Below are 13,420 nucleotides of genomic sequence, written 5' to 3' on the forward strand. Positions count from 1 at the left end.
GACGCGAGCATACGCCCGGCCCGGGGCGACCGACTCAGCCGAGCGGCTCGGTGTGCCAGATGCGATCGATGTAGTCGCGCATCGACCGGTCCGACGAGAAGAAGCCGCTGCGGGCGACGTTCAGCACGGCCGAGCGCTGCCATGCGGCAGTGTCGGTGTAGGCGTCGTCGACGCGGTCCTGCGCGGCGATGTACGACGTGTAGTCGGCGAGCACCATGAAGCGGTCGTCGTTCATGAGGTTCGACACGATGGGTGCGAACACCGACGCGTCGCCTCCCGAGAACGCACCCGAGCCGATCAGGTCGAGCGCTCGGCCGAGACCCGCATCCTTCTCGGCGAACTCGGCCGGGGTGTAGCCGCGCGCCCACAGCGCTTCGACCTCGGGCTCGCTCATGCCGAACAGGAAGAAGTTGTCGTCGCCGACGAGCTCGCGGATCTCGACGTTCGCGCCGTCGTCGGTGCCGACGGTGAGCGCGCCGTTGAGTGCGAACTTCATGTTGCCGGTCCCCGATGCCTCCTTGCCGGCGAGCGAGATCTGCTCCGACAGGTCTGCCGCGGGGATGATTCGCTCGGCGAGGGTCACGTTGTAGTTCGGCGGGAACAGCACCTTCAGGCGCCCCTCGACGCGCGGGTCGTCGTTGACGACCGAGCCGACGGCGTTGATGAGGTGGATGATGCGCTTGGCCATGTCGTATCCAGGCGCCGCCTTCGCCCCGAACACGAACGTGCGCCCCGGGACCGACGACGCTTCGACCTCGCCCGACACGATGCGGTCGTAGGCCGTGACGATGTGGAGCAGCTTCAGCATCTGCCGCTTGTATTCGTGCAGTCGCTTGACCATCACGTCGAGCATGTGGTCGTCGGCGATCGTCAGCCCGTCGCGTGCCTGCAGCGTCGCCGCGAGCCGCCGCTTGTTGGCGGCCTTCATCTCGCCGAAGGCGGTGCGGAAGTCGGCATCGTCGGCGAACGGCTCGAGCTCGCGCAGCCGCTCGAGGTCGGTGAGCCAGCCGTCGCCGATGGCCTCGGTGATGAGCGCCGACAGCTCGGGGTTCGCGAGCCGCACGAAGCGCCGCGGCGTGACGCCGTTGGTGACGTTCGTGAACTTGCCGGGGAAGAACTCGTCGAACGCGGGCAGCACCTTCTCGCGCAACAGCTGCGAGTGCAGCTCGGCCACGCCGTTCACCTTCGACCCGGCGACGGTGGCGAGGAACGCCATGCGCACCGCGCCGTCGGGGCTGATGATCGACATGTCGCGGATGCGCGCCTCATCGTCGCCGAATCGCTCGCGCACCGCGAGGAGGAACTCCTCGTTGATGCGGTAGATGATCTCGAGGTGGCGCGGGAGCAGGCGACCGAGCAGGTCGATCGGCCAGACTTCGAGCGCCTCGGGCAGGAGCGTGTGGCAGGTGTACGCGAAGCACTGCTGCGTGACCGCCCACGCGGCATCCCATTCCATCTTCTTCTCGTCGACGAGGATGCGCATGAGCTCGGGCACCCCGATGACGGGGTGGGTGTCGTTGAGCTGGAAGATCGCCCGCTCGGGCAGACGCGTGAGGTCGAAGTCCTCGGGCAGCACCACGTCGATGAAGTCGCGGATCGACGCGGCGACGAAGAAGTACTGCTGCTGCAGGCGCAGCTCCTTGCCCTGCGCGGTGCTGTCCTCGGGGTAGAGCACCTTCGAGATGTTCTCGGCGAAGGTCTGGGCGCGCACCGCTTCGACGTAGTCGCCGGCGTTGAACACGCTGAGGTCGAAGGCGTGGTTGGCGCGCGAGCTCCACAGCCGCAGGGTGTTCACGCGGCCGTTCTGGTAGCCGGGCACCATGTAGTTGTAGGGCACCGCCTGCACGCTCCACGCGGGCACCCAGCGCGAACGGGTGACTCCCCCGTCGTCGTACTTCTCGGTGCTGCCGCCGAACGAGATCGTCTGCGCGGCCTCGGGGTGCGGGAACTCCCACGGCGAGCCGAGCTCGAGCCACGAGTCGGGCTGCTCGACCTGCCGGCCGTCTTCGAACGTCTGGCGGAAGATGCCGTACTCGTACCGGATGCCGTAGCCGACATTCGGCACGCTCATGGTGGCGAGCGAGTCGATGAAGCACGCGGCGAGGCGGCCGAGGCCGCCGTTGCCGAGCCCCGGCTCGACCTCCTGCGCGCGCAGCTCCTCGATGTCGACGCCGCACTGCGCGAGTGCCTCAGCGGCGATGTCGGAGAGGCCCGACGCGAGCAGGTTGTTGTCGAGCTGGCGACCCAGAAGGTACTCGGCAGAGAGGTAGCAGACCGCCTTGCGGTCGGATGCACGGTATCGCCGCACGCCTTCGAGCCAGCGCGCGACCAGGTAGTCGCGCACGGTGTAGGCCAGCGCGTAGAAACGGTCGTTCGCCGTCGAGGCAGACAGCGTGACTCCGCGGTCGAAGTTGAGGTTGCGCAGATACTGCGCGACGAATCCGTCGACGGTCGCTTCGGGCGCCCCCACGGGGCCGATCGCGAGCGGATGCGTCGCGCCAGCGGGAGCGGGGACCGGAGAGGTGGAGTTGGCTTCGGGCACGAATCGAATGTATCCGGCGACCACCGCACGACGCCGCATCGAGACGCAACCGCTTACAGGCGGTTTACACACTCGTCATGTTCCGAGCGTGCCGAGCGCCTGTCGGAAAACGTTGTAATGAATCGTGTCAATCCCATTGACCCGTCGCCGGCACCCCGACTAACGTCGCCCGTGCAGGAAAGCGCATTCCACCGGACCCCACGTCCCCAACCTCCCCACACCGGACGCGCCACCCCACCTGCACGACAGAGAAGGATCGATGATGAACCTCCGACGCACATCGACGTGCGCACTGGTCACGGGTGTCGTGACCGCCGCGCTCGTCACAGCCCTGGCGCAGCCCGCGGTCGCCCATGACCGCCCCGGCTCATCGGCGCCCCAGCTCGAGGCCCTCGACCGGGGCCTGGTCGCCGTGTCGACTGCCGAGGGCGTGTTCCTCAGCTGGCGGCTGCTCGCCACCGAGGCAGGCCCCGCCACCGACACCGGCGTCAGCGGCCCGTCGTTCGCGGTCTTCCGCGACGGCGAGCGCATCGCCACCGTCGACGACAGCACGAACTTCGCCGATGCGGCCGGCACGGCGGCATCCGTCTACACCGTCGCCCCGGCCTGGAACGACGTCACCGGCCACCAGTCGGCCGGCGTCAGCGCGTGGGAGAGCGGGTACTACGACCTGCCACTGCAGAAGCCCGCCGACGCCGTCGCGCCGCCGAGCGTCCTCTTCCCCGCCGGCGAGCCGTACACGTACTCGGCCAACGATGCCTCGGTCGCCGACGTCGACGGGGACGGCGCGTACGAGTTCATCGTGAAGTGGGATCCGTCCAACGCGAAGGACGTCTCGCAGAAGGGGTACACCGGCCCCGTCTACGTCGATACGTACGAACTCGACGGCACGCTGCTCAACCGCATCGACCTCGGCGTGAACATCCGTGCAGGCGCCCACTACACGCAGTTCATGGTCTACGACTTCGACGGCGACGGCCGCTCCGAGACCATGCTGAAGACCGCTCCGGGGACGAAGTCGATCAGCTACCGCGCAGACGGCTCGGTCGCCTCCGAAGCGAACGTCACCCTTCTGCCCGAGGACGCCGCCGCCGGGGTCACGCACGCCGACGACTATCGCATGAGCGCGGCCGACTACCGCGAGCACCTCATCGAGATGTTCCAGGGCTGGTCGGAGCATCCCGAAGTCGTCGCCGGCGCCTGGCCCGCCACGCTCGAAGAGGCGTGGGGCATCCCCGTCGCCCACGAGTACCCGCTCAGCGAAGAGGCGGCGACCGAGCTCACCGACTACTTCATCACCACCTACGCCCCCGCGCGCAGCGCCCGCAACGACCTGACGACCTTCGAAGGCTTCATCGTCGACGGTCCCGAGTACCTGACGGTGTTCGACTCGGCCACCGGCAAAGAGCTCGAGACCGTGCGCTACAAGCCCGGCCGCGACGACGACGGCCTGCTGTGGGGCGACTACGCCATGGCCCGCATCGAGCCGGGCAACCGCGTCGACCGGTTCCTCGCCGGTGTCGCCTACCTCGACGGGCAGCACCCGTCTGCGGTCTTCGCCCGCGGGTACTACACCCGCTCCACGCTCGTCGCATACGACTGGGACGGCGAGCACCTCAGCGAGCGCTGGTTCGTCGACAGCGGCCATGTGCCGATGACGAACCCGTTCAATGACGGCCCGCACGGCCGCGACGGCACCGACCCCGAGTTCGGCACCCTCACCACGCAGGGCTTCCACTCGCTGAGCTCGGCCGACGTCGACGGCGACGGCAAGCACGAGATCGTCTACGGCGCGGCGACGATCGACGACGACGGATCGCTGCTGTACAGCTCGTTCGACGTGCTGCCCGCAGGCAGCGCGGCGCCGGGCGAGAACGTGCGCCTCGGCCACGGCGACGCCATGCACGTCACGGACATCGACCCGACGCGTCCGGGCCTCGAGATCTGGACCTCGCACGAGGGCGGCACCTTCGCGCCGTACGGCTCGGTGCTCCGCGACGCGGCGACCGGCGAGGTGCTGTTCGGCGCGTACTCGGGCCGAGACACCGGTCGCAGCATGGTCGGCGACGTGCGTGCCGACGTACCCGGGGTCGAAGTCTGGGCGAGCATGCCCGGCGGGACCGAGGCGTCGGGGCTGCTGAGCTCGACCGGTGAGATCCTCGGCTCGGCGATCCCCGGAACGAACATGTCCATCCGCTGGGCCGCCGACATGACGACGCAGATCGTCAACGGCTCGGGCGACCAGGACGTCACGATAGACGACTGGACGGACGGCCGTGTGCTCACGGCCACGGGCACCCGCACCAACAACGGAACGAAGGGCAACCCGTCGCTCGTCGCCGACGTGTTCGGCGATTGGCGAGAGGAGCTGCTCGTGCGCACGACCGACTCGAGCGCGCTGCGGATCTTCACGAGCACCGAGGTGACCACGCACAAGCTGCCGACGCTCATGCACGATGTGCAGTACCGCGCCGAGGTGGCCCGCCAGAACACGACGTACAACCAGCCCTCGTACACGAGCTACTACCTCGCGAGCGACATGGACTTCGCCGGGGTGCCGGTGCGCACCGAGGCGGCGACGCCGAAGGCGCCGAAGTTCGTCGATCCGAAGGGGTCGCTGCTCGACGTCGTGCTCATCACGCCCGACAGGAAGTTCGACTACTACATCGACGGCAAGAAGGTGCGCCTGCCGGTGATCAAGGTCAAGCGCGGCGCCGAGGTGACCATCACCGCGGTGCCGGCGACGGGCTACGCGTTCGCCGCCGGCGCGACCACGACGTGGACCCACACGTTCGGCAAGTGATCGACTGAACCGCAGAGGACGGATGCTCGGGCGCTGTCTGCACCCGGGCATCCGTCCTGTCGCCCGTAGGCTTGAGCTGTGAAGCCGTTCGTCCTCCTCGCCACGCGCGCCGAAGACGTCCCCGCCGACGAGGAGTACGCGCTCTTCCTGCGCTACACCGGGCTGGCTCCCGAGCACCTCATCCGCGTGCGACTCGAGGCGGGCCCGATGCCGACGCTCGACCTCGACGCGCTGTCGGGCATCTTCGTGGGCGGCGGGCCCTTCAACGCGTCGGACCCGCCCGAGAAGAAGTCCGCCGTGCAGCAGCGGGTCGAGGCCGAGTTCGACAGCCTGCTCGACGAGGTCGTCGCGCGCGACTTCCCCTTCCTCGGCGCCTGCTACGGCATCGGCACCCTCGGCGCGCACCAGGGCGCGGTGATCGACCGCACATTCCCCGAGCCGATCAGCGTGGTGACGGTGACGGCCACCGAGGCCGGAGCATCCGATCCCCTGCTCGCCGACATGCCGACTGCGTTCGACGCGTTCGTCGGCCACAAGGAGGCGATCTCGCAGCTGCCCGGCTCAGCGACGCTCCTCGCGTCGTCTGCGACCGCGCCGGTGCAGATGTTCAAGGTCGGGCAGAACGTGTACGCGACGCAGTTCCACCCCGAGCTCGACGTCGAGGGCATCACCACCCGCATCCACGCGTACGCCGACCACGGCTACTTCGCTGCCGACGAGCTCGAACTCACCCTCGCCGCCGTCCGCCGCGTGGCGGTGTCGCATCCCAGCCGCATCCTGCGCTCGTTCGTCGAGCGCTACGCCCGCTGAGCTCGTCTCTCTCTTTTCGACCCCGGGGCGTCGTCACTGCTTCCCGCCGGGAAGATCGGCGGCCTCGCGTGCTCTGTTCAGCTCGTCGGTGGCCACCCGCACCGAGTCCTCGGCCTTGCGCACGCGGCGCAGCGGCATCGTGGGTGCGCCGTGCCGTTCGCGCACGCGGTCCGATCGCTCGCGCGTGCCGAGGATGATCCACGTCGAGGCGAGCAGGATCACCTGCGCCGACAGGTTGATCCACAGCAGCAGGGCGATGAGGGCGGCGAACGAGACGAGCAGCGGATTCGAGCTCGCCCCGCCGACGAACAGCCCCGACAGCTGCTGCAGCGCCGTCAGCCCGATGCCGCCGATGATCGCGCCCGACCACAGCGGTCCCGCAGGCGGGCGCACCCCGCTCAGGGTGATGAAGGCGAGCACGATCAGCCCCGTATCGAGCGCGAACACCGCGACGGTCGACACCGAGTTCGTCAGGAACGCGCTGAAGCCGCCCGGCGCCAAGCCGAGCCAGTCGCTCACGGTATCGACGAATGCGGTGCCGACGAAGGTGGCCGCCGCAGCCACGACGAAGCCGCCGCCGATCGCGAGCGCGAGTGCGAGGTTGCGCACGTACACCCACACCACCATGACGTCGTCGAACGGGCTGTCGCTCAGGGTGCGCATCGCGTTGCGCAGCGATCCGATCGCGCCGATCGCGGCGAGCACCAGACCGACGAGCGCGGCGATGCCGGCGAACGTCAGGCCGGCGGGCGCATCGATGTCGTCGACGTCGACGATGGTTCCGATGAGACCGGGGATCGCTGCATCGACCGCGTCGATGATCGCCTCGAGCGCCACCGGGTTGTCGGCGAGCCACAGTGCGGCGAACGAGAAGCCGAGAAGCACACCGGCGAAGAGGGAGAAAAGGGTGCGGTAGGTGATGCTGTCGGCGAGCATCGGGCCGCGGCGCTCCGAGTAGTGCAGCCACGTGCGAACGAGGCGCAGTGACAGCGCCCACGCGGTGGCCTTCGCGATGGTCTCTTTCAGGGCCATGGGTTCGACCCTAGCGAGCCGTCGATCCAACCGTGCCGGGGTGGACAGGTGCGCCGTCGTGTGGCAGGCGAATCCGTTCGGAGACGCGTGCTCCCCCGGCCTGCTCGCTCCCCTCACACACCGGCGAGCAGGATCAGGTACCAGCTTCCGACGGCTTGGCCGGCGAACACACCCGTCCAGGCGCCGAGGATCATCCACGGGCCGAACGGGATGGCAGTCGTGCGCTTGGCGCGACGGGAGAGCATCAGTGCGATGCCGAAGACCCCTCCGTACACGAATGCGGCGAACGCACCGACAGCGAGGGCGCCCCAGCCGATGAAGCCGAGGTAGATGCCGATGACACCGGCGAGCTTCACGTCGCCCCCGCCCATGCCGCCCGGCCGGATGACACGGAGCACGAAGTAGAACGCGTACATGGCGACCATGCCCACCGCCGCCCGGACGAGCGCGCTCCAGTCCTGGGTCAGCAGCGCCGCCGACGCGAGCAGCGCACCCGCGACCGCGTAGGCAGGCAGGACGATGCGATCGGGAAGTCGGTGGGTTCGCAGGTCGATCACGCTCAGCACGACGCTGATCACCGCGAAGTACGCGAACCCGGAGACCACGAAGGCCGATGCCGCCCACTCCGCCGGCGTCGCCGGAACGATGAGCGCGAACGAGAGCCTCCCGGCGGATGCGGTTGCGGCTGCGGTTGCGGCTGCGACCTGCAGCACAGCTGCTGCGGCACAGTCCACCGGCACGATGACGTCTCCCTCGACGGGTCGACGATCGTTCCCGACGACGGGTAGCCTACGGCGCAGCGCCGGCGGCGGAATCCGCCTGTGGATGGGCGTGTGCGCCGTGGCCTCGTGCGGCAGGGCTGCCCCGCTCCCACGGATCTGCTCAGGGCGTCGGCACCCCCCACCCGGCGACGAGTGCGACCGTCGGGTGTGTGGGTCATCGCGCGCTGGATGCGCTGGTCGAGGCCGTCGAGTTCGCCGAGCACGTCGATCGCGGCCCACGCGCGGTCGCGGTCGACGGGGCGAAACGCCCCCCGCGCACCTACGCGTCGAGCACCTCGAGACGCACGGCGGCGAGCGCGCCTTCGTCGAGGCCCTCGGCATCCCTCACCGACTTCTTGAGTGGGAGCACGTACGCACCCTGCGACGAATCGGGGAAGATCGACGTCTGGAACCGCGACCCGCCGATGGCCGCGCTCACTCGCACGGCACCGAACCCGCGATACGGGCGCGGAATCTCGCGGATCTCTTCGCTCAACTCGGGCGGAACCGCCACGAAGTACCACGACGAGTCTTCACGGGCGGACCAGCGGAACACCGGCGCTTCGAACTCGAAGTTCATGCCGCGTACCGGTCGACGAGCCGCTGCAGGCAGTCAACCCATCCCTCGACGTGGCTGGTGCGCTCCCCCGCCGTCGCGAACCCCGACTGGCGCACGATGACGCGGGTCGAGGCATCCGCTGCGTCTTCGAACGTGATCTCGACGTCGGTGACGCCGGGCTCGCCGTCCCACCGCCAGCCGAGGCGCAGCGCGCGCGGCGGCTCGATCGCGACGATCGTGGCGTTCACACCGATGCCGGCGACGTCGGAGCGCACGCGCCACGCACCGAGCTCCTGCGGCTCGATCGTCACCGCGGACTCGAGCCGCGGCGGCCAGAACCACTCGGCGAGGCGGGCGGCATCGGTGAAATCGGCCCACACGTCGTCGGCGGTCGCCGCGACCAGAGCACCCTCGGTCAGCTCGAGCATGCGCTCACGCTAGCGCGACCTGGCGACACGCGGCATCTGTCATCTGCGCAAAGCCGGCGCGTCGAGGACGACGCAGACGAAGACCTGCAGCCGACGCATACGGCTCGCCGGGCGCTTTTCGCCGTGGAGAAGACGATCGCTTGCTGCGACCCACACATTAATAGTTATGTACTACCTGACGATTCAAAAAGGCTCAGAAAGGCTCAAAATCATGGAGCTTCGCTCTTCACAAACATCTTCGCAGTCGCTAGAATCGAACATATGAACGATCTACTCGATGATATCGGCGAGACTCTCGCCCATCTCGGTCGTTCGTGGCGCCGCACGCCCGCAGGCGATCGGCTGGCGGTCGATGACCTCGCCGATGCCGAACTCGTCGCCCTCAATGAGTCGCTCGGCGCCGCGCGTCGCCGGTTCGATGCGGTTCACTCACGAATCGCGAGCGAGATCGCCCGCCGGTCTCGCCCCGAGCACGGCGCCGAGGGGCTCGCGAAGAAGAACGGCTACCGCACGCCCGTCACGCTGATCGCCGCGACCACGGGCACCACCGTCGGCGAGGCGGCGAAGCTCGTATCCGTCGGCGAGGCGACCGCACCGCGCCGCATGTTCTCCGGAGAAGACGCTCCCGCCCGGCATCCGTTCGTCGCAGCGGCACTCGCCGCAGGCGAGATCGGCATGCCGGCATCCTCCGCGATCATCACGATGCTCGACAGAATCGCCATGCGCGTCGATCGGCCAACGCTCGACGACGCCGAGCGCACTCTCATCGCGCAGGCGCATGGGCTCGCGCTCGACCAGCTCGCCAAGGTGATCACCCGCGCCGAGGCCTACCTCGATCCCGACGGGCTCCAGCCGCACGAGAGCGAAATGCGCCAGATGCGCAGCCTGCGATTCTTCGAACGCGACGGGATGCTGTGCATCGACGGCAAGTTCGATCCGGTCTCAGGAGCCCCGATCCGCACCGCGATCGAGGCCGTGGTCACCGCCGAATTCCGCAACGAGGCCGATCAGCGGGGCGCCGGCGGCGCCTCGGCCGACACCGACGGCGTCGACAGCGGGGCGGATGCTGCGAACCTCGACGGCACCGCCGGCCCTGTCTCCGACCGTGCCCGGGGCCCGCTCGGCGACGACTCTCGCGCGCGCACCGTCGCCCAGCGTCAAGCCGACGCCCTGCTGCAGCTCGCCGAGCATCTTCTCGGATGCGACAGCACCGACAAGCCGATCGACGGCCCCACGGTGATCGTGCGCATGACCCTCGCCGACCTCGAGTCCGGCACCGGGGTGGCGACCATCGACGGCGTCGCCCAGCCGATCTCGGTCTCGGCAGCGCGGCGTATGGCAGCGTCGGGCGGAGTCATCCCCGAAGTGCTCGGCGGCGAGAGCGAGATCCTCGATTGGGGTCGGCGGAAGCGCTTGTTCACCCGAGCGCAGAAGCTCGCGCTCGCTGAACGCGACGGCGGATGCGTCGGATGCGGCCTCGCCCCCGGGATGTGCAAAGTCCACCACCTACGCTGGTGGGCCCGAGACCTCGGACCGACCGACCTCGACAACGGAGTGCTGCTCTGCGAATCGTGCCATCACCGCGTGCATGACAACGGGTGGGAGATCCGCGTCGAAGGCACGGGGGTCGCAGCACGGGTGTGGTTCATTCCACCCGCGCACATCGATCCGCGCCGCACTCCGCGACCAGGCGGCAACCGCCGCTTCAGCTACGCGCCCGCCCACGCCGCGTGACGTCGACGCGCCCGCCCACGCCGCGTGACGTCGGCGCGCCGAGTGCCCATCGAATACCCGCCGCCGCGGGCGACATGACGACGCCGCGCACGACCGCCCATCTAGGATCGAGCCCATGCCGAAAGCCGCGACCCGCAACGCTCGAGCCCGTACAGGCGTCAGGCCCCAGAGCTCGCATCACGGCGACCGCGACCTGTCCCGCCCGCTGCCCGCGAGCTTCAGCTGGAGCGTGCTCGCGGTGTTCGCCGTCGTGTTGGCGATCGCATCCGTCATCGCCCCGCTCCCCTGGTGGATCGCTGCCGTCTACGGCGCGATGAGCCTCATCACCTTCGTCGCCTACGGACTCGACAAGCGCGCCGCTCGGCGCTCAGCGCCCCGCACGCCCGAGAACACCCTGCTCATGCTCGGCCTCCTCGCCGGCTGGCCCGGCGCCCTCGCCGCCCAGCAGTCCTTCCGCCACAAGACCCGCAAGCGCACCTTCCGCCGGGCGTTCTGGGGCACCGTGGTGCTCAACGTCGCTGCCCTCGGCGTGCTCGCCTGGTTCATCGTCGAGTCCTGACGCGACTCACCCCGTGACGCCCCGGATCGTCGCGGCGCTCCTCCCTCGATCCCGCGCGGCGCGCCTCGCTCGACCCTGCGCGCCGCGCGCACCACTTCGTCGCCCGCGACCCGGAAAGCGTGTGCCCCGATCTCACCCTTGAGACCGCTCTCACATTTGGTTACTGTCCTGTAAGCAAGTGGCACCGACGCCACCCGCGACGCCGCCGGACCGGACGCCGACTGCGACCGCAGAGCAAGACCCCCTCATCGAAGAGAGGCATCTCGCATGAACCTTCCCGTCCCCCGCGCGCGAGCGCGCCGCACCGCGATGGCCATCACGGCCGCAGCGGCGCTGGCCGCCGGCGCACTTCTCGCCACACCGGCGGTCGCGGCCCCACCGCTCGCCGTCGACCCTTACAACCCCGACTTCGGTCCCAACGTCACGATCTACTCCCCCGACACACCCGTCGACCAGATCGAATCCGAACTCGACGCCCTCGCCGACCAGCAGCGCGACGCCGAGATGAGCACCGCCCGCTCGGCGGTCTACTTCCTTCCCGGCCAATACGGGACGGCTGAGAACCCCCTGCAGTTCGACGTCGGCTACTACACCGAGGTCGCCGGCCTCGGGGCATCCCCCACCGATGTCGACATCAACGGATCGATCGAGGTCTACAACCGCTGCCTCACGAGCGACAACTGCCTCGCCCTGGTCAACTTCTGGCGCACGATCTCGAACCTGTCCATCCAGGTGAACAGCCTGGGCGACGACGGATGCCGCGGCAGCGCCAACTTCTGGGCGGTGTCGCAGGCGGTCTCGATGCGCCGCCTCGACATCTCGGGCGCCAACCTGTCGCTCATGGACTACTGCACCGCCGGGCCCCAGTACGCAAGCGGCGGCTTCATCGCCGACTCCCGCCTGCCGTACGTGGTGAGCGGATCCCAGCAGCAGTGGCTCACCCGCAACAGCGAGGTGGCCGGCTGGTCGAACGGCGTGTGGAACCAGGTGTTCTCGGGAGTCGTCGGCGCACCTGCCGACGCGAACTTCCCGACCGAGCCGTACACGACGCTCGAGACGACACCGGTCACGCGTGAGAAGCCGTACCTGTACGTCGACGACGCAGGCAAGTACAACGTGCGCGTCCCCGCGATGCAGCGCGAGACGAGCGGCGTCAGCTGGGACGAAGGCCTCACCGCTGGGCGCAGCATCCCGATCACCGACTTCTACATCGCCAAGCCGGGCGACTCGGAGCTGAAGATCAACGCGGCACTCGCGGTGGGCAAGCACCTCATCTTCACGCCGGGTGTCTACGACATCGACAAGACCCTGCTGGTGTGGCGCCCCGGCACCGTGGTGCTCGGACTCGGGCACGCCACGCTCACGGCGAAGAAGGGGGCGACGCCGCTGGCGATCGCCGACGTGCCCGGAATCGTCGTGGCCGGCATCACCGTCGACGCCGGCGAGAAGCTCTCGCCGGTGCTCATGAAGGTGGGCCTGACGAAATCGCTCAACCTCTCGAGCAAGAAGTCGAAGGACAACCCGATCACGCTGAGCGATGTGTACTTCCGCGTCGGCGGTCCGCACATCGGCAAGACGACGACGGCCCTCGAGATCAACGCCGACAACGTGCTCATCGACCACACCTGGGTGTGGCGCGGCGACCACGGCATCGAAGGGTTCGATCCGACCGACGGCGTCAACGGCGACAACGAGCGCTGGGCGACCAACACCGGAACGAACGGCGTCATCGTGAACGGTGACCACGTGACGGCGACCGGCCTGTTCGTCGAGCACTTCCAGAAGTACAACACGCTGTGGAAGGGCGAGAACGGCCGCGTCGTGCTGTACCAGAACGAGCTGCCCTACGACCCGCCCACCCAGGCCGACTGGACGCAGCCCGACGGAACGCTCGGCTACCCGGGCTACGTGGTCGACGCGAAGGTGAAGAACCACCGCCTCGACGGCGCCGGCGTGTACGTGTTCAACCAGAACAACCCGGCGATCGTCACGGAGAACGGCTTCGATGTTCCGGATGCTCCCGGCGTGCAGCTGCACCACATCATGACCGTGAACCTCTCGGCGGGCACCGTCGAGCACGTCGTGAACGGTGTGGGCGGCCAGGCCGACAACACCAACACCGGCGCCCCGCAGTACGTGGCGGACTACCCGCTGCCCTAGCGGTCGCTGGGCGTTTCGTCTCGCCGCTGCGC

General features: G+C 68.9%; 10 protein-coding genes. 5 read left to right on the top strand and 5 right to left on the bottom strand.

The window, feature by feature from the left end:
- Positions 1–34 precede the first annotated feature (34 nt).
- Complete coding sequence (locus JOD63_RS08125) at positions 35–2,479, bottom strand: glycogen/starch/alpha-glucan phosphorylase (protein WP_407665033.1); 2,445 nt, start codon at positions 2,477–2,479, stop codon at positions 35–37.
- Positions 2,480–2,804: 325 nt separating this feature from the next.
- Here JOD63_RS08125 and JOD63_RS08130 point away from each other — a divergent pair, with 325 nt between their 5' ends.
- Positions 2,805–5,345, top strand: a complete 2,541-nt coding sequence (locus JOD63_RS08130) for a rhamnogalacturonan lyase (RefSeq protein ID WP_407664987.1) — start codon at positions 2,805–2,807, stop codon at positions 5,343–5,345.
- A gap of 78 nt (positions 5,346–5,423) precedes the next feature.
- The gene (locus JOD63_RS08135) at positions 5,424–6,155 is read left to right on the top strand and encodes a glutamine amidotransferase (RefSeq protein WP_045275354.1); all 732 of its coding nucleotides are present in this window, start codon (positions 5,424–5,426) and stop codon (positions 6,153–6,155) included.
- Positions 6,156–6,188: 33 nt separating this feature from the next.
- Here JOD63_RS08135 and JOD63_RS08140 read toward each other — a convergent pair whose 3' ends face one another.
- The 4 genes from JOD63_RS08140 to JOD63_RS08155 form a co-directional block, all read right to left on the bottom strand.
- Positions 6,189–7,187 carry a YihY/virulence factor BrkB family protein gene (locus JOD63_RS08140; RefSeq protein WP_045275353.1) on the bottom strand — a complete coding sequence of 333 codons (999 nt, stop codon included), beginning with the start codon at positions 7,185–7,187 and terminating at the stop codon, positions 6,189–6,191.
- A 113-nt stretch (positions 7,188–7,300) separates the two neighbouring features.
- Positions 7,301–7,927 carry a prepilin peptidase gene (locus JOD63_RS17755; RefSeq protein WP_245617962.1) on the bottom strand — a complete coding sequence of 209 codons (627 nt, stop codon included), beginning with the start codon at positions 7,925–7,927 and terminating at the stop codon, positions 7,301–7,303.
- A gap of 301 nt (positions 7,928–8,228) precedes the next feature.
- A complete protein-coding gene (locus JOD63_RS08150; RefSeq protein ID WP_045275352.1) occupies positions 8,229–8,528 on the bottom strand; it encodes a DUF1905 domain-containing protein in 300 nt (99 codons plus the stop codon).
- On the bottom strand, positions 8,525–8,935 hold the full coding sequence (locus tag JOD63_RS08155; protein ID WP_045275351.1) for an SRPBCC family protein: 411 nt from the start codon (positions 8,933–8,935) through the stop codon (positions 8,525–8,527). Before JOD63_RS08155 ends, JOD63_RS08150 begins: the two co-directional genes overlap by 4 nt.
- Before the next feature lie 261 nt (positions 8,936–9,196).
- Here JOD63_RS08155 and JOD63_RS08160 point away from each other — a divergent pair, with 261 nt between their 5' ends.
- The 3 genes from JOD63_RS08160 (at position 9,197) to JOD63_RS08170 (ending at position 13,388) form a co-directional block, all read left to right on the top strand.
- A complete protein-coding gene (locus tag JOD63_RS08160) occupies positions 9,197–10,669 on the top strand; it encodes an HNH endonuclease (protein ID WP_045275350.1) in 1,473 nt (490 codons plus the stop codon).
- A gap of 115 nt (positions 10,670–10,784) precedes the next feature.
- Positions 10,785–11,228 (top strand): DUF1294 domain-containing protein, encoded by a 444-nt coding sequence (locus JOD63_RS17760; RefSeq protein ID WP_084613473.1) that lies wholly within the window; start codon positions 10,785–10,787, stop codon positions 11,226–11,228.
- 267 nt (positions 11,229–11,495) lie between these two features.
- Positions 11,496–13,388: a hypothetical protein gene (locus tag JOD63_RS08170; RefSeq protein WP_045275349.1), complete on the top strand. Its 1,893-nt coding sequence runs from the start codon at positions 11,496–11,498 to the stop codon at positions 13,386–13,388.
- Positions 13,389–13,420 lie beyond the last annotated feature (32 nt).

Source organism: Microbacterium terrae (assembly GCF_017831975.1).
Classification (GTDB): Bacteria; Actinomycetota; Actinomycetes; order Actinomycetales; family Microbacteriaceae; genus Microbacterium; species Microbacterium terrae.